At 48.6% G+C, this 17518-nt stretch carries 18 protein-coding genes, 1 tRNA gene and 1 other annotated feature; of the genes, 10 read left to right on the top strand and 9 right to left on the bottom strand.

Annotation, left to right across the window (positions count from 1 at the left end; genetic code table 11):
• The 6 genes from JNC80_RS16770 to JNC80_RS16745 form a co-directional block, all read right to left on the bottom strand.
• Entirely contained in the window at positions 1-810 is an 810-nt protein-coding gene (locus JNC80_RS16770; protein ID WP_376710962.1) for a purine-nucleoside phosphorylase, read from the bottom strand.
• A 4-nt stretch (positions 811-814) separates the two neighbouring features.
• Positions 815-1207, bottom strand: a complete 393-nt coding sequence (locus tag JNC80_RS16765) for a cytidine deaminase (RefSeq protein WP_022712438.1) — start codon at positions 1205-1207, stop codon at positions 815-817.
• 176 nt (positions 1208-1383) lie between these two features.
• Positions 1384-2355 (bottom strand): ABC transporter permease, encoded by a 972-nt coding sequence (locus JNC80_RS16760; RefSeq protein ID WP_220160214.1) that lies wholly within the window; start codon positions 2353-2355, stop codon positions 1384-1386.
• Between the two features lie 5 nt (positions 2356-2360).
• Positions 2361-3497, bottom strand: a complete 1137-nt coding sequence (locus tag JNC80_RS16755; RefSeq protein WP_022712436.1) for an ABC transporter permease — start codon at positions 3495-3497, stop codon at positions 2361-2363.
• Positions 3494-4051, bottom strand: a complete 558-nt coding sequence (locus JNC80_RS16750) for a cysteine hydrolase family protein (protein ID WP_376710961.1) — start codon at positions 4049-4051, stop codon at positions 3494-3496. Before JNC80_RS16750 ends, JNC80_RS16755 begins: the two co-directional genes overlap by 4 nt.
• Positions 4051-5601 carry an ABC transporter ATP-binding protein gene (locus JNC80_RS16745; RefSeq protein ID WP_122093547.1) on the bottom strand — a complete coding sequence of 517 codons (1551 nt, stop codon included), beginning with the start codon at positions 5599-5601 and terminating at the stop codon, positions 4051-4053. Before JNC80_RS16745 ends, JNC80_RS16750 begins: the two co-directional genes overlap by 1 nt.
• 254 nt (positions 5602-5855) lie before the next feature.
• On the opposite strand from JNC80_RS16745, the gene JNC80_RS16740 reads away from it, so the two are divergent.
• Positions 5856-6068, top strand: a complete 213-nt coding sequence (locus JNC80_RS16740; RefSeq protein ID WP_022712433.1) for a SlyX family protein — start codon at positions 5856-5858, stop codon at positions 6066-6068.
• A 70-nt stretch (positions 6069-6138) separates the two neighbouring features.
• Here the strand turns inward: JNC80_RS16740 and JNC80_RS16735 are convergent, their stop codons facing one another.
• From JNC80_RS16735 to JNC80_RS16725, 3 genes are all read right to left on the bottom strand, one after another.
• Entirely contained in the window at positions 6139-7131 is a 993-nt protein-coding gene (locus JNC80_RS16735) for a BMP family lipoprotein (protein ID WP_376710960.1), read from the bottom strand.
• A gap of 187 nt (positions 7132-7318) precedes the next feature.
• On the bottom strand, positions 7319-7963 hold the full coding sequence (msrA, locus tag JNC80_RS16730; protein WP_376710959.1) for a peptide-methionine (S)-S-oxide reductase MsrA: 645 nt from the start codon (positions 7961-7963) through the stop codon (positions 7319-7321).
• A 110-nt stretch (positions 7964-8073) separates the two neighbouring features.
• On the bottom strand, positions 8074-8382 hold the full coding sequence (locus tag JNC80_RS16725; RefSeq protein ID WP_022709275.1) for a hypothetical protein: 309 nt from the start codon (positions 8380-8382) through the stop codon (positions 8074-8076).
• A 517-nt stretch (positions 8383-8899) separates the two neighbouring features.
• On the opposite strand from JNC80_RS16725, the gene JNC80_RS16720 reads away from it, so the two are divergent.
• The 9 genes from JNC80_RS16720 (at position 8900) to arsK (ending at position 17511) form a co-directional block, all read left to right on the top strand.
• A tRNA-Ser gene (locus tag JNC80_RS16720) sits at positions 8900-8989 on the top strand.
• Between the two features lie 80 nt (positions 8990-9069).
• On the top strand, positions 9070-10428 hold the full coding sequence (locus JNC80_RS16715; RefSeq protein ID WP_075657081.1) for a DUF6538 domain-containing protein: 1359 nt from the start codon (positions 9070-9072) through the stop codon (positions 10426-10428).
• A 751-nt stretch (positions 10429-11179) separates the two neighbouring features.
• Entirely contained in the window at positions 11180-11872 is a 693-nt protein-coding gene (locus JNC80_RS16710; protein WP_075657082.1) for a hypothetical protein, read from the top strand.
• Between the two features lie 97 nt (positions 11873-11969).
• Positions 11970-12025: a sequence feature (sul1 is cis-regulatory element that is thought to sense ions involved in sulfur or methionine metabolism; They are found in Alphaproteobacteria), on the top strand.
• A 61-nt stretch (positions 12026-12086) separates the two neighbouring features.
• Positions 12087-13574, top strand: a complete 1488-nt coding sequence (locus tag JNC80_RS16705) for a SulP family inorganic anion transporter (RefSeq protein ID WP_075657083.1) — start codon at positions 12087-12089, stop codon at positions 13572-13574.
• 110 nt (positions 13575-13684) lie between these two features.
• Complete coding sequence (locus tag JNC80_RS16700) at positions 13685-14047, top strand: ArsR/SmtB family transcription factor (RefSeq protein ID WP_075657084.1); 363 nt, start codon at positions 13685-13687, stop codon at positions 14045-14047.
• A 92-nt stretch (positions 14048-14139) separates the two neighbouring features.
• The gene (gene arsB, locus JNC80_RS16695) at positions 14140-15189 is read left to right on the top strand and encodes an ACR3 family arsenite efflux transporter (RefSeq protein ID WP_376710958.1); all 1050 of its coding nucleotides are present in this window, start codon (positions 14140-14142) and stop codon (positions 15187-15189) included.
• Entirely contained in the window at positions 15189-15602 is a 414-nt protein-coding gene (gene arsC, locus JNC80_RS16690; RefSeq protein ID WP_376710957.1) for an arsenate reductase (glutaredoxin), read from the top strand. The genes arsB and arsC overlap by 1 nt, the downstream gene beginning before the upstream one ends.
• A gap of 2 nt (positions 15603-15604) precedes the next feature.
• A complete protein-coding gene (gene arsH / locus JNC80_RS16685; RefSeq protein ID WP_376710956.1) occupies positions 15605-16309 on the top strand; it encodes an arsenical resistance protein ArsH in 705 nt (234 codons plus the stop codon).
• On the top strand, positions 16306-17511 hold the full coding sequence (gene arsK, locus JNC80_RS16680; RefSeq protein WP_376710955.1) for an arsenite efflux MFS transporter ArsK: 1206 nt from the start codon (positions 16306-16308) through the stop codon (positions 17509-17511). The genes arsH and arsK overlap by 4 nt, the downstream gene beginning before the upstream one ends.
• Positions 17512-17518: the final 7 nt, after the last annotated feature.

The following is a 17518-nucleotide window of genomic DNA, read 5'->3' as shown; positions in this document are numbered from 1 at the left end:
TCAGCCGATTTCGCCAACCAGTATCTTGATAATTTTTTGCAGTTTCTGGCCGCCCAAAGGTGCCATAGTCTTGGTTTCATGGTGCGATAATTCATCACCGCTCATGCCTGCACCATAATTGGTGATGACCGAACAGGCGGCAGCCCGCAGCCCCAGAAAACGCGCCAAAATCACTTCCGGCACAGTGGACATGCCCACAGCATCGGCACCCAGCACCCGCGCCATACGGATTTCTGCCGGTGTCTCAAAAGACGGGCCGGAGAACCACATATAGACACCTTCATACAGCTTCTCATCCGCTGCACGTGCTGCATCGCGGAAAGCCTGCTTCAGCTCTGCATCATAGGCCGCTGTCATTCCGGTAAAACGCGCATCCGTATGTTCGCCGATCAGCGGGTTCATGCCGGAATAATTAATGTGATCGTCAATCAGCATCACGCTGCCTGGTGTCATCTCCTGCACTACAGAACCGGCAGCATTGGTCAAGATTAGCGTTTCGATCCCAAGCGCTTTCAATGTCTCCAGCACAGGGCGCATCGCCGCCGCATCGCCCTGCTCGTAATAATGCGCACGCCCTGCCAGTACCATTACCAGCCTGCCCATTAGCCGACCGACAACCACTTCGCCCGCATGGCCGCTGACGCCGCTTTTCGGAAAGCGCGGTAGATCGGAATAGCGGATATGCACCGGATCATCGAGTTCGCTGACCAGTCCGCCAAGGCCGGAACCCAGCACAATAGCAACTTTCAGCGTTTCACCGGCAAAAGCTTCATTCAAACGGGCGCGTAAAATCAAAGCTGCTTCGGTCATGGCCTTAACCAATCACATCGGTCTGAAAACTGAATGGCAGCAATTCGCGCATCGTCACAGTCTGCACAACACCGGAACTGTCGCACAAATGCAGTGGCACATCGGCACCCGCAAATTCTGCCAAGCGCTGACGGCAACCGCCGCAAGGGGAGCATTTTTCCAGTTTCTCAGCCATCACCAGAATTTCAGCAATCTCACCACCACCGTCCATCACATAATGCGACAGCATGGTGGTTTCAGCGCACCAGCCTTCAGGGAAGGAAATGACCTCAATATTGCAGCCGGAATAAATCCGCCCGTCTTTGGTGCGCAATGCGGCACCAACGGGAAATTTCGAGTAAGGGGCATGGCATTTCTGCATTGCAGCATAAGCTGCATCAAATAGATCCTGAGCCATATCAGCCCCTCCTCATTTTTCACATTTGGTTTCAATACCTGAATTAAAAAGCAGCAGGCCGTGACGAAAATAGTGATTTCCGAGTAACGGAGCGCAGCGTACTTAATGGTACGTGAGCACCGGAACACAGGAAATTGCTATTTGCAGGCCGGTCTGGTGTCTTTTGAAACAGGCATTTAGCGTTCTTTCACGTATGGAATACCACCCGCTTTCGGCGGAATGGCCTTACCGATAAAGCCTGCCAGCAGGATAACGGTCAGAATATATGGCAGAGCCTGCATGAACTGCACCGGTACATCACCGATCAGCGGCAGCGACTGGCCTTGCAGACGAATGCCCAGCGCATCCAGAAAGCCGAACAGCAAACAAGCATACATCGCCTGTACCGGACGCCATTTGGCAAAAATCAGCGCAGCCAGTGCAATATACCCTTTACCGGCAGTCATATCCTTCACAAAGCCTGCGCCCTGTGCTGTCGCCAGATAGGCACCGGCCATACCGCAGAGCAGACCGCAGATAATGACTGCACGGTAGCGAAGCCATGTCACTGAAATACCGGCTGTATCAACCGCCGCAGGATTTTCACCCACCGCACGCAGACGCAGACCAAAGCGGGTGCGATACAAAACCCACCATGTCAGCGGCACCATCAAGAAAGCCAGATAAACCAGAATGGAGTGGCCGGAAATCAGCTCCGCATAAAGATAGCCGACAACTGGCACGTCTTTAACGGCTTCCGCGCCCGGAAAATTAATAGATGTAAAACGAGCGCTGTTTGGCAAAGACGGTGTACGACCACCCTGCCCGAACCATGCCTGACCGAGAATGATTGTTGTACCGGCCGCGATAAAATTGATCGCCAGACCGGAAACAATCTGATTGCCGCGATGGGTGATCGAGGCAAAACCGTGCACCAGCGACAACAGCATAGAAACCAGCAAAGCCGCACCAAGACCGGCAAGGGCGGAACCACTGATAGCCGCAACTGTACCGGCAGCGAAGGCACCAGCCAGCATTTTGCCTTCAAGACCGATATCAACAATCCCTGCACGCTCTGAATAGAGCCCCGCAAGACAGGCAAACAGCAGCGGCGCGGACAGGCGCAAGGTTGAATCAAGCAGCTGAATAAGAGTTACATAGCTGTCCATGGCGCTTACTCTCCTGCTTTCGTGGCTGCACCGGCAGCATTTCGCGATGCAAAACGCATGAAAAACCGCTGGAAAGCAGGGCGGAACATATGCTCCATCGCACCGGCAAACAGGATCACCAGACCCTGAATAATCACAATCATGTCGCGGGAAATATTCGGCATATCAAAAGCGATTTCCGCACCGCCCTGATAAAGCATACCAAACAGGATCGCCGCCGGAATAATCCCCACCGGATGCGAGCGCCCCATCAGTGCCACCGCAATCCCCACAAAACCGGCACCGGCCACAAAGTCCAGTTGCAGGCGATATTGCGCACCCATCACCGGATTAAGCGCCATCATACCGGCCAGTGCACCGGAAATCAGCATGGTGATAATAATCGTTCTCGACGGATTGATACCGGCATATTCAGCGGCACGCGGGCTGTGCCCCATGGTGCGGATTTCATAGCCGATTTTTGTCCGCCAGATCAGCAACCACACCAGATAACAGGCCAAAAGCGCCAGCAAAAAGCTGATATTCAGCGGTGCCGAGCGGATTTCCATACCGAACAGGTTCATCAGCCAGTCGAGTTTCGGTAGTTGCCCACCTTCCGCAAAACCGCGGCTTTCCGGTGCCATCACGCCAATCGGCTTGATGAAATTGATAATCAGATAGACCATCAGACTGGCGGCGATGAAGTTGAACATAATCGTGGTAATCACGATATGCGAACCGCGTTTTGCCAGAAGCCATGCCGGTATCAGCGCCCAGAGCGCACCGAAAATAGCACCGCCAAGCAATGCCGCAATCATGGTAATCCACCACGGCATGGATGCATCCAGCCAGAGACAGATCAGCGCCACGCCAAGACCACCGATATAAGCCTGCCCCTCACCGCCAATATTGAACAAGCCGCAATGAAACGCGACAGCCACAGCCAGACCGGCAAAGATAAAATTCGTGGCATAAAACAGCGTATAGCCAATGCCTTCACCGGAACCGAAGGCACCTTTGACCATCAGCAGCGCCGCATCCAGCGGATTTTCTCCGACCAGCAACACCACAAGTCCTGCGACCAGAAACGCAACCAGCAGGTTCAGTGTCGGGATCAGACCATAATCCACCCAGCGCGGTAATTTTGCAAAAGGCTGGCTCATGGCAACATTCCGATCACGGCTTCAGTGGTTTTTACCTGCGCATATTCGCCCTGCAACACGGCCAGTGTCAGCGCATGCACATCTTCCGCGCTCCAGAGACGGCCCTGCAAATCGGTGCGGTCTGTACTGGCAACCGCATCTTCCGGCACAATCACCTCAAAACCGAGATTAGCAGCCATACGCACTGTTGCATCAACAGAATTTTCCAACAGCACACCGCCAATAACCAGCGTGCGGATTTGTAACTCATCCAGCACATCCATCAGGTCTGTGCCGATAAAAGCGCTGTTGGTACGTTTATCCACGACCGGTTCACCGATCTGCGGCTCGACTTCTGCTTTGAATTCATTACCTGTCGTTCCCGCGCGATAAGGCGACTGCGGATCGGTTGAATCATGGCGCACATGCACCACTGGCAGACGGCGTTCGCGCCATGCTTCCAGCAGGCGCTGTAAATTTGCCTCTGTCTGCGGTTGTCCGCGGCGACCCCATTTCGGATCATCAATAGCCTTTTGCATATCAATGATGAGCAATGCCGGTGTTGAGCTAATCATCAATGCAGACCCTTTTCGGTTTTCTTATTATCTTCATTCTGAATACCCGCCATCAGCAGGCCGATTTCCCCCTCACCGGCTTCCGGCCCGCACTCGCCGACAACACGTCCGGCAAACATCACCAGAATACGGTCGGACAGCGAGCGGATTTCGTCCAGCTCAACAGAAATCAACAGCACGGCCTTACCGGCATCGCGCATTTCAATAATACGTTTATGAATAAATTCGATCGCACCGACATCCACGCCGCGCGTCGGCTGCGCCACGATCAGCACATCCGGATTACGTTCCATCTCACGCGCCAGCACGATCTTCTGCTGGTTACCACCGGAGAAATTCGCAGTTTTCAGACGCGGATCGGCAGGGCGGATATCATATTGCGCAATCTTGCCCTTAGCATCCTGCATGATCGCTTCAATATTCAGGAACGGGCCCTTGAGATAGCGCGGATCATCATGATAGCCGAGAATGGAATTCTCATATTCCTCATAGGCCAGCACCAGACCCATATGGTGGCGGTCTTCCGGCACATGGGCGAGACCGCGACGGCGCAATTCTGCCGGATGCGCATTACCGGTCACATTCACCGGCAGACTATTCAGCATCACCACACCGCTCTCGGCACGGCGAATACCGGCAATCACTTCGATCAGCTCTGACTGGCCGTTACCGGCAACACCGGCAATGCCGACAATCTCACCGGCACGCACATCAAAAGACACCGTGTCCACGACTGTGGTTTTCTGCGCATTACGCACGACAAGGTTCTTCACCTGTAATACAGGCTCACCGGGTGTCGCAGCTTGCTTGTTCACGCGCAGCAAAACACGGCGGCCAACCATCAGTTCAGCCAGTTCTTCCACGCTTGCTTCAGCGGTTTTGCGGGTGGCAACCATCGTGCCCTGCCGCATCACCGAAACATTATCTGTCACTGCCATAATCTCGCGCAGCTTATGGGTAATCAGAACAATGGTTTTGCCCTGATCTTTCAGCTGCCGCAAAATGCGGAACAGATGGTCAGCCTCGGACGGTGTCAGAACACCGGTCGGTTCATCAAGGATCAGAATTTCCGCGCCGCGATACAGCGCCTTCAGAATTTCCACGCGCTGCTGCAGACCAACCGGCAGATCTTCGACCACCGCGTCAGGGTCAACATCCAGCGCATATTCTTTTTCGAGCGCTTTCAGCTGCTCGCGTGCTTTTGCAATGCCGGCGGATAATAAAGGCGCGCCTTCCGCACCCAGCATCACATTTTCAAGCACTGTAAAATTATCAACCAGCATAAAGTGCTGATGCACCATACCGATGCCCGCAGCGATTGCCGCATCCGGATTGGATATATGCACCTGCCGGTCATTGACTTTGATCGTGCCTTTATCCGGCTGATAGAAACCGTAGATAATCGACATCAAAGTCGACTTTCCGGCGCCGTTTTCGCCGATAATCCCGTGGATGGTTCCCTTTTCGATCCGCAGATCAATAGCACGGTTTGCGTGCACAGCGCCGAAACGCTTATCAATTCCTGTCAGTTCAAGTGCAGGCTGCGCCATTATCCCATCCGTTAATCATCGACATCGCATTGCCGGAGCATTTTTATCAAATAACATATCGCGAACATCAAATGAAAACATCTGACATGTTCTGCTTTAACTGATTCCGCCACGCAGTTAACAATATATGCTATTGCATAAAGCTGTGTGTAAACCACCACAAAGCCGCATTTCACCCCTCATAATAGCGTGAAATATCACTTCCGTGCACTATATGAATACAAAACACCCTCTGATCTGTCAGGAAACCACCCATGTCTGAAAATCTGTCCGACCGGCTTACAGAGCTGGAAATTCGCAATGCGGAACAGGAAAAGACAATTGAAGACCTGTCCGGTGAGATTGCCGAGCAATGGAAGCTGATTACTGCGCTGAACAAAAAGCTCAGCGCGCTGACTGATCGTTTTTTAGAGCTGGAAGAGCAAACAGCGCCGGAAGTCTCCGTGACCAAACCGCCCCACTGGTAAGCCACAAAGAAATTTCAAATGGAAAAGGGCAGTGTCACCACTGCCCTTTTCTATGAATAGCCCTACCGGATTAGTAAGGGCACTTATTGTCTGTGGTGTAATCATGCACCTTGATTTTACCGGAGATGATGTCGGCTTTTGCAGCTTCAACCGCAGCCTTCATTTCAGGTGTAATCAGCTTGGCGTTGTTTTCGTCCATCGCATAACTCACACCATCATCTTTCAGACCCATCTGAACGATACCGGCTGTGAATTTATCAGCGGCAACATCTGCAAAAGCCTTATAAACGGCAGTATCAACACCCTTAACCATCGAGGTCAGAACATGACCCGGATGCAGGCCGTTCTGGTTGGAGTCAACGCCGATGCCGAGCTTGCCCGCATCAGCCGCAGCCTGCAACACGCCAATACCGGTACCACCGGCAGCATGATAAATCACGTCAGAACCCTGATCGATCTGAGCCTTGGTGATTTCGCTGCCTTTAGCCGGATCATTCCACGCGGCAGGTGTATCGCCGGTCCAGTTATTCAGAACTTTTGTGCCTTCTTTACCGGCTTTTGCACCACCGGCATAACCGCAATAGAAACGACGGATCAGCGGCACATCCATACCACCGACAAAACTTACAGTGCCGGTTTTAGAAGCCATCGCTGCCAGCATACCAACCAGATAGCCGCCTTCTTCTTCTTTAAACACAACGGAGCGCACATTCGGCGCTTCCACGACAGCATCAATGATTACGAATTTCGTATCCGGAAATTCCTTTGCAACTTTCTCAATTGCGGAAACAGCCGAGAAACCGGCAATCACAACCGGTGAGTTGCCATCCTGTGCAAATTTACGCAGAGCCTGTTCACGCTGCGCATCGTTCTGAATTTCAAATTCACGATAATTAGTACCGTGATCTGCTTTATATTTGGCAGCGCCATTATAAGCGGCTTCATTGAAAGACTTGTCAAATTTTCCGCCAAAGTCATAAACAACAGCCGGCTTCAGTTCTGCCGAATAAGCTGCTGAAACACTCAGGGTCGCGGCCAACAGGCCCATAACGATACGCTTCATTACCACTCACCTCCGATAGCGCAGTAATTCTGCGCGAGAAAATATCCACCCGTGTTCGGTAAATTATGCTGTTTTTTACCGCCCGCTCAGATTTTAATAATCGGCAATCTGGCACGGTCCGGAACTTTTTTCATCTTAAATTTATGCGCTTACACATATTTCATTGCCAGAACACACCGCGCCGCCCTTAAATCACGCAGGAAACGCCTGTACCGCGCAAGCCGCAATAACCCTGAGGGTTTTTCGCCAGATATTGCTGATGATAGCCTTCAGCATAATAAAAATCAGAAGCAGGCAGAATTTCCGTCGTAATTGCGCCAAGACCACGGGCGGTCAGCGCCTGCTGGTAAGCTGCTTTACTCGTTTCAGCAGCCTTCAGATCTTCATCCGAATAAACATAAATCCCCGAGCGATATGTTGTGCCTATATCATTACCCTGCCGCATACCCTGCGTCGGATCATGCTCTTCCCAGAAAATCTGCAAAAGCTGTGCCAGCGTCACCTCAGCCGGATCATAGACCACCTGCACCACTTCATTATGCCCTGTCAGGCCCGTACAGGTTTCCTCATAGGTCGGGTTCGGTGTCAGACCGCCGCTATAACCGGCAGCGGTGACATAAACACCGGGCACCTGCCAGAACAAACGCTCCACGCCCCAGAAACAGCCCATACCGAACAGAATTTTCTTCATATTATGCGGCCATGGCCCGTGCAGAGGAAGTCCGGAAACAAAATGGTCTTCGGAAGTCGCAATCGCCTCAGTACGACCGGCAAGCGCCTCGTTACTGGTCGGCATACGCAACTTGTGTTCGGGATATTGTCTGAACATCATCATAGTCCCTGTCTGATGCATTTCCGGTTTAAACAGCAATAACGGAAATGCTGCATACTTGTTAGTTTTAACGGCAGGCAGCCGGAACAGGCTTACACATATCTGTACTCTTAACGTGCATAAGATTTACGCCCAATCGTTCCGACAGCAAAACACACTATACTCAGCACTAAAAATAAGAACCATCCGGGCATATTCAACACCGGAACCATCCAGTTGTCCCAAAATCCGTTCCAGAAAACCTGCCGTATAAAACCGGCAAAAGCAGCCAAATATTCAGGCAGATAGTCCTGCAAACTCTGCAGAAATGGCGTCACAACCAAACGAAGCTGCGCAATTGATCGCGCAATATCAAAAACAGCAAATAACAAGCTGACACCCAACGACCAGAGCGCCAGAAAATTAAAAAATACACGCATAATAACCCATATCCGTCTTCTGAAATTCAGAACTCAAAAAACAACTCTGAATATCATTCTATCACAAGGAGCTTTCCTGACAGACAGGCTATTAAATTTTTCTAATATAAAATTATAATTCACGGAAAAGTCTGTAACTTCCCTCCGCCGTTGAACAAAAACATTTGCCCTTTCGGACATAAGATTCGACCAGTTTCGTCACGAATTTCAGCCAGATCAGTTCAAAACACTCAAAACCAAGCTCTGGCGGCACGAAATTCGACGATATTTTCCACAGAGCCTCAAAAATATTAAAATCAATAAATTCAATAAGTTAAATAAATAAAGCATTCGATTTTTCATATAATTTCACTGTTTTTTGCCTGTAAAATCAAATGAATTCAGTGAAACACGAAATAATGGTTGAACATCCGTCTTTTATAGCTATATTCCGCGCCGAAACGGTCGTTTAACAGCTGACCACTGTTTGAAGATACGCCGTTGTGATTGATATCACTTATAAATATCAGTCTTGAGTGGAGAGGTGGCCGAGTGGTTGAAGGCGCACGCCTGGAAAGTGTGTATACGGGGAACCGTATCGCGGGTTCGAATCCCGCTCTCTCCGCCATATTACCGTTCCAAGCCGTTGAAAACATTGATTTTCATCATCTTCCATAATATTATGGTACAAAAGGTGGTACAAAATCATTGAAAAAATACTCCCCTGACATCCCCCATTTGTACGTCCGACGAAAGACTTTCGTCTTTCGCCTTGTCATACCTGCACATCTGCGCAGCCTTGCAGGGAAATCAGAATTCAAAGCTTCACTGAAAACCAAAGACCTTTCAGTCGCCATGAAGCAATATGGCGAAGTCGAACCATATTATCAAAGCCTTATGGAAAAACTTCGCAATGGTGAAGACCTGACCAACTATTCAGAGCTAAGCTACGAAGAAGTTATGCGTATGGCACAAGTCACCGGACGAATTTACAAACCGCTTGATCAGCTTATCCAAAATCCAGCACAATTAATGCAGACCCACAGCGAATGGACAAAAGCAGGCAAACCGAAAGGGCGCGAATTTTCAAGCTACTTTGGCACAGCCGAAGCTACCATGAAGCTGTCCAATCTAGTCGCATTCTACGAAGATGATCAGGTGCATATGCTGAGTTCTTTAAACGACAGAGAAAGATCAAAAAAACTAACCCCATTGAAGAATGCCGTTACGCAGTTAACGTCCTTCTTAGGAAAAGATATCGATCTGTCCTCCTTAGATCGTCAGCAGGCACGAAATTTCCATAGACACTTAAAGCACAAGATTGCAACGCAAGAAATTAAAGCAAACACCGCTAGTAAATATATTACACACTTACGCGTCCTTATCAAAACCTACAAAATCGCACATGATGACGAAACAGAAACTGTCTTTGATGGACTAAACTTCCAAGCACAAGAGAATGCGCGACCTCCGTTTACAATCGACTTCTTAAACGAACGCTGGTTCAAAAAGGATGCATTCACACAATTAAACCCGTGTGCAAAGGCACTTCTTTTTGCTGTGATAGACACGGGTTGTTCATTTAAAGAACTCTGTGGCCTCGATCCAGAAAAAGATATCCGCCTCAACGTCGCTATTCCACACATTATCATTCAGGGAAATGAACATCGGCAGTTAAAGACTACACATCGCAAACGTACTATCCCGCTCACAGGGTATTCCTTGCAGGCCTTTAAGACTTTTCCAGCGGGTTTCACACAGTACGCGACAGACAATGGCCCATCAAATGCATCAGGTCTGATAAATAAGTATATGCAGAACAATGGGCTTTTAGAAACCGATCAACACTCCGTCTACAGTCTACGCCACACGTTTAAAGACCGCTTGAGAAAGCACGGCATCCCTGAAGAACTACAGCACGACTTAATGGGACATAAAGATCAAGGAATGGGTTCCCATTACGGAAATGGTTATCCGCTAGAAGAAACCGTGACATATTTACAACGAATGAGTGCCGATTGGAAATATCTCTCTTTGAATGATAAAGAAAATCGACTTTCTAGATAAATACTTTTGTTAGCAGGCTCTGCAGGTCATTCACCCTCATCGCACAACCATTCGTGATGAAGACCAAAGTCAGGACTGCATAACAGAAGGGACATCGATGCATTGATCAATGCATGATAAATACAAACACATTGACCTTGATAACTATAAAGCATGCCTGCAAGAAGTCGGGGATATGCTCAGAAAAAATAATGATCATAACGGTTTTCGAAAAATCACTGCTGAATGGAACGCAGTCAAAGCCTATGAAAACTCGATGATTGCACCATGGGATTAATACGCTTCCCGTAATTCATGCGTATTCGTTGCCTGATAATACCTTCCGAAGGCAACACTCAGCAAACCACTCTCATCGATAAATACCAGACAGAGGAACTTTGCCTCTGCAGCATGAGCACATGTTATTTCTGGTCGGTGCAGCAAGATAAATACAACGTAGATGTTCGGCAAAAGTACTTTACTGCTTCCTGCATACTTGCCTCATCACACAGTAAAGTTCTCTTTGTTGTTCATAACAGAGCAAAAAAGCAATAGAACTAATATCACCATAGCCCAATGCGTCCTGATAAATCAGGGTCACATCATTCATTACTTCTGAAAAGAATTGAGATCAATGTATGAGCGGCACAAGCTATTTCCAATAGCAAGTATCGAAGGCAAAAATGCATCGAGAACGTGGAAATAGATTTCATTTACATTCAACAGTTCAAGGATTTCCTTGCACTGATGGTATACTATTATGAGAAACAATATGAGAAAAGTATTTTTACATGAAGAATTAGTAACGCACATTCCGAACTTGATGAATGCATACGGACGATTTCAGTACCATTCAGAACCAGACAAAATATGGTCACTGGGGAATGAAATTGATCACCAAAAACACGTTTACGAACTCACCGCACACTTTAACAACACTGATAGAAGAACGACTGAATTACAGTTCGGTATGGATAAGATGTGCTGTGACTTTCACAGCCATTTAAGTCGCTCACTACTGGGGAACAACTGGACTATTACTAAGAACCTTCATAAGCAGCCAATGCTGGTATGCTTCTTTGATCACGAAGGTACAAGACAACGTCAAAGCCTAGCCCGCAGCGTATACCCACATATTCATGGTCTGTTGCTCATTCATGATGCCACCTTCGAAAAGTTTATAGATATTACAGAAAAACGCCCCAACGAACGACGGTACTTACTGCAAAAGCCATGGGCTTTCAAAGAAGTGTCATTCAAACCGACGTTCAACGGCGTCGAAGGAATGAAGGAGTTTGTAAGTTACGCGTTGAAGTTTGACAAATCCAGTGCGAAATCTGGCAACAACCTGTTCCCATGGGATATCTATCCAAAATCCAACAAGAAATGGAACTCCGCTCTGAACGAAATTCCAGAGAACGAACTGAGATATTATAGCAGTGCACTGAAGCGATACCGGAATTAATCATCAATAGACATCATCGCGCAACCATAGCAGCGAATAAATACTCAGTGGGATATAATTGCAAAATACAAGATTTCCGATATTTATGGGGCATTAACAAGGACTCGGTGCAATTCCGAGTGGCTCTTCTGGCCGCCTATCCGCCAGACAACACTGCAACGGCATTCTTAAAAGCCAAATTTTCAGTTCGTTGCATCAGTGTGTAAAATTCCCAATGCTAAGATTAAAAGAATACCGCAGTCAGTGGTTTTCAAACATTCGTGGCGATATCTTATCGGGTATCGTTGTTGCTCTCGCTCTTATTCCTGAAGCGATAGGGTTTTCTGTTATTGCAGGCGTGGACCCCAAAGTTGGTTTGTATGCTTCATTTGCAATTGCATGTGTGGCAGCTTTTACCGGTGGTCGCCCTGCAATGATTTCAGCGGCTACAGCGGCCACAGCTGTCGTCATGGTATCACTCGTTAAAGAACATGGACTGCAATATCTTTTCGCAGCCACAATCTTAATGGGTATTCTTCAGATACTTGCCGGAGCATTAAAGTTGGCGCGGGTAATGCGTTTTGTTTCCCGTTCCGTCATTACCGGCTTTGTAAATGCACTGGCCATTTTGATCTTTATGGCTCAGCTACCGGAACTGATCGATGTTCCGACACAAACCTACTGGATGATTGCAGCCGGACTGGGGATAATCTATCTTTTCCCTTATCTGACCAAGGCAATCCCCTCGCCATTAATCGCAATTGTCGTACTGACGTTCATTGCATGGTCAACTGGTATGGAGTTACGGACAGTCGGTGATTTAGGGGAACTCCCTTCAGCTTTTCCAATTTTCGCCTTGCCACAAGTACCCCTCACCTTCGAAACTCTGCAGATCATATTCCCTTATTCCGTAACACTGGCATCTGTTGGCTTGCTTGAATCATTGCTGACAGCTCAAATTGTTGATGACATGACTGATACGCCCAGCAATAAAAATCAGGAATGCTACGGACAAGGAACAAGCAATATAGCTTCTGCACTTATCGGCGGAATGGGTGGCTGTGCCATGATCGGCCAGTCCGTGATCAATGTGTCGTCAGGCGGTCGCGGCAGACTCTCAACATTTGTAGCAGGCGCGTTTCTTCTTTTCCTGATTGTTGTGCTTAACGATCTTGTCAAAATCATTCCAATGGCAGCACTTGTTGCAGTAATGATTATGGTTTCAATCGGAACATTTTCTTGGCGCTCTGTGCTTGATCTGAGACGCAATCCGCTGCCTTCTTCAGTCGTCATGATTGCTACAGTTGTAACAGTCATTACAACGCATGATTTGGCAAAAGGCGTCATCGTTGGAGTGCTGTTATCAGGCATATTCTTTGCTGGAAAAGTTGCTAAACTTTTTACTGTTACCAAACAAAGCGACGAGAGCACAAACACACTTACCTATATGGTTGAAGGACAGATTTTCTTCGCTTCAGCTGAGAGTTTTATCCATTCTTTCGATTTCAGCAGCACACACGCTCTTATCATGATTGATGTCAGCCGAGCGCATTTGTGGGACATAACTGCTGTTGGGGCTCTTGATAAAGTCGTCTTAAAGCTTCGATCTTCCGGAGCACAGGTCGAAGTACGCGGTTTTAACCGTGCAAGCGCAGATATGATCGACAAGTTTGCTCTGCATGACAAAGCAGAACGACAAGCCGCCAGTAATTCGCTTCATTAAAAACAATGCTGGCATAGTCGAAAACTATGCCAGCACTCCCCCTCAGGTAGCCCCCCCTAATAATTTATCATTTGTGTTGACACAGTCCATATATCTATTATTCTAGATATATGGAAAATGAAACAGCAATCACTGCACTCGCAGCCTTAGCACAGGCCACACGACTGGAAACTTTCCGGTTGCTGGTCAAACACGAACCGAACGGTTTACCGGCAGGTGAACTGGCACGTGTATTGGATGTGCCCCAGAATACAATGTCAGCCCACCTGTCCACGCTGTCCCGCGCAGGATTGATCAAAGGAGAACGTCAGAGCCGGTCAATCATCTACCGTGCTGATCTTGATACATTTCGGGAACTGACGCTTTTCATGATCAAGGATTGTTGTGGCGGCAGTGAAGAACTCTGCACTCCCCTTATCCGGAGTCTTACGCCCTGCTGTACGTCAAAGGAACAGCCGGATCATCCAGTCTGAATCCTCCTGCATAACAATCTGAAATTCACTGATTATCACAACTGAATAAGGCCGGTTTCGCTCCATGGCATAAAACCAGCCAAGGAAAAGCCATGTCTGTCTTTGAACGATATCTGACACTCTGGGTTGCCCTATGTATCATCATCGGGATTGCCTTGGGGCATCTGTTTCCCACAGCCTTCCATATGGTCGGGGCAGCAGAGATTGCCAAGGTCAATATACCTGTTGCCATCCTGATCTGGCTGATGATCATTCCCATGCTGCTCAAAATCGACTTCTCAGCGATGCGTCAGGTCGGCCAGTATTGGCGTGGCATCAGTGTGACACTCTTCGTCAACTGGGCAGTCAAACCCTTCTCTATGGCCTTGTTGGGTTGGCTGTTCATCGGTTGGCTGTTCCGGCCATATCTCCCGCAAGACCAAATCGACTCTTACATTGCCGGACTGATTATTCTGGCCGCAGCGCCATGCACAGCAATGGTCTTTGTCTGGTCTAACCTGATTAAGGGCGAACCCCATTTCACCCTGTCTCAGGTAGCACTGAATGACGCGATCATGGTCATTGCTTTTGCCCCGATTGTCGGCCTGCTTTTAGGATTATCAGCGATCACAGTGCCGTGGAATACACTGATTTTCTCAGTGGTTTTGTACATCATCTTTCCCGTCATCATCGCACAACTGATACGACGCAGCCTGCTCTCCAAGAATGGTAGCCAGCCCTTAAACAAACTGCTGAAGGCATTACAGCCATTATCGCTGATTGCTCTTCTTGCCACGCTTGTTTTGCTGTTTGGTTTTCAGGGGGAACAGATCATAGCCCAGCCACTGATCATTGCCATGCTGGCAATACCGATCCTGATCCAAGTCTATTTCAACTCCGGTCTGGCTTACGTCCTGAACCGGATGTCAGGCGAACAACATTGTATTGCAGGCCCATCTGCCATGATTGGCGCTTCAAACTTCTTCGAATTAGCCGTTGCTGCCGCGATCAGCCTTTTCGGTTTCAGTTCCGGTGCCGCCCTTGCAACAGTTGTCGGCGTATTGGTGGAAGTCCCCGTTATGCTCTCCGTTGTCTGGATCGTGAACCGGTCAAAAGGCTGGTACGAACAAGGCACTAATCAAACCAAGACAGGTGATATCTGATGTCCGTTACAATCTATCACAACCCTAAATGCGGAACTTCACGCAACACACTCGCCATGATCCGCGCCAGTGATGAAGAGCCTGTGATCATTGAATATCTGCAAACACCGCTATCCAAAGAACAATTGTCAGAACTTGTTACTGCCATGAAAATCTCCGTGCGGGATTTGCTACGGGAAAAAGGCACACCTTTTGCTGAACTCGATTTAGCCAATCCGAAATGGTCAGACGATCAATTACTGGATTTTATTGTGCAACATCCGATCCTGATGAACAGACCGGTGGTTGTGACGCCACACGGCACCGCCCTTTGTCGCCCGTCAGAACGTGTTCTTGATCTTCTGGAAAATCCCGCTGTCAGTTTCACCAAAGAAGACGGGGAACAGATAAAGTATGAGCGGAAGGACAGATAGTCATGACACTACCCAATCTTGACTTGCAGGCGTTTCGCACACCCGATTACGATAAGCTCCAAGCACCTTTACTGACATATAAACCGCGCATCCTGCTTCTATACGGTTCGCTGAGAGAACGTTCTTACAGCCGCTTTTTAACACTGGAAGCACAGCGGTTACTGGAGTTTATGGGGGCAGAAACACGGATATATCATGCCGATGGCCTGCCATTGCCAGATGACAGTACTGCTGATCACAGCAAGGTTCAGGAGTTGCGTGAAGCAATGCTGTGGTCAGAAGGGCAAGTCTGGACCAGCCCTGAACGCCACGGCGCAATGAGTGCTGTCATGAAATCACAAATAGACTGGATACCTTTAGCGGGCGGCTCTGTACGCCCGACGCAAGGTCGCACACTGGCACTGATGCAGGTTTCCGGCGGCTCTCAGTCTTTCAACGCTTTGAACCAAATGCGTGTCTTAGGTCGATGGATGCGCATGATTACAATCCCCAACCAATCATCAGTCGCCAAAGCATGGCAGGAGTTTGATGAAGCAGGTCGCATGAAACCCTCTTCATTTTATGAAAGAGTTGTCGATGTCATGGAAGAACTCATCAAATTCACTATCCTGACACGGGGCATATCTGACCACCTTACCGACCGTTACAGTGAACGAAAAGAAGCCGCAGAGAAACTGGAAACCCGTGTTTCGTTGAAATCCATATGACCGATCAGCGCCTTCCTGCTTATGCAATACTGAGCCTTGGCCTCACACAAATCATCGGCTACGGCACACTCTACTATTCATTCAGTGTGCTGGCTCCGTCCATTGCGCATGGCTATCAGGCAACAACGGAATGGGTCTATGGAATATTATCCATGGCACTGCTAGCAGGTGGTGTGCTGGCACCGTGGCTGGGCAAACTCATTGACCGCTTAGGTGCTGCACAAATTATGACAGTCGGCTCTGCTTTTGCAGCGCTTTCTCTCATCCTTTGCGCAGTCTCCCCCAATTCGCTGGCCTTCATTGTAACGCTTACAATCGTGGAGATTGCAGCCAATCTTGTACAATACGGCGCCGCCTTTGCACTGCTTGTGCAGATCAAACCAGTGGTTGCCCAGCGCAGCATTGTCTATCTGACACTGATAGCCGGTTTTGCATCCACCATCTTCTGGCCACTCACATCATTACTACTGCAATGGCTGACATGGCAGCAAATCTATCTGGTTTTTGCCGGTCTCCATCTGGTGATATGCCTGCCGCTGCATTATTCCCTGACACGCACCAGCAAAACAACTCATGATCAACGTAAGAATGACGGCAAAGCAATACCTTCTGTAGCTGGCGTACTGCCTTTGGCATTAAGACGTAAAGGTTTCGCAGTACTTCTAACAGCTTTCAGCCTGCAAGCATTGATATCCTCTGCAATCCTTGTTCATATGATCCCGTTACTGGCCATATTGGGCTTGGCAAAATCAGCAGCCTTTATCGGCGCTGTGTTCGGACCATCGCAAGTCGCCAGCCGCCTTATCAATATGATGGCGGGAAAAAACCTATCCCCCGTGAACTTAGCCGTCATCGCAGCCTCGTTCATTGCCTTATCCGTTATGATATTGATGATCGGCGCACCTTATATTCCTGCAGCAATATTATTCGCCTGCTTGTTTGGTTTCGGGAATGGTCTGTTCAGCATTATAAGCGGTTCCCTACCGTTATATTTATTTGGAAGCGCCGGATATGGTGCGATGCAGGGAAAACTGATGTCTGCGAGATTGGTGCTATCTGCCATAGCGCCATTTGCCATGGCTTTCGCATTAAAGAATACGAGTGTTTACATCACTCTGGCGATAATCATCGTCGTATCGATAGCGGGAGGCGGTCTGTATTTCATAATAAAGCAAGGCTTACAGACCAGAGCTTTGAATTGAGCCTACT

Origin of the sequence: Pseudochrobactrum lubricantis (assembly GCF_041929865.1) — a bacterium.
Lineage (GTDB): Bacteria > Pseudomonadota > Alphaproteobacteria > Rhizobiales > Rhizobiaceae > Pseudochrobactrum > Pseudochrobactrum saccharolyticum.
Note: the sequence above shows the minus strand (reverse complement) of the source record. Positions and strands in the feature narration are given on the sequence as shown.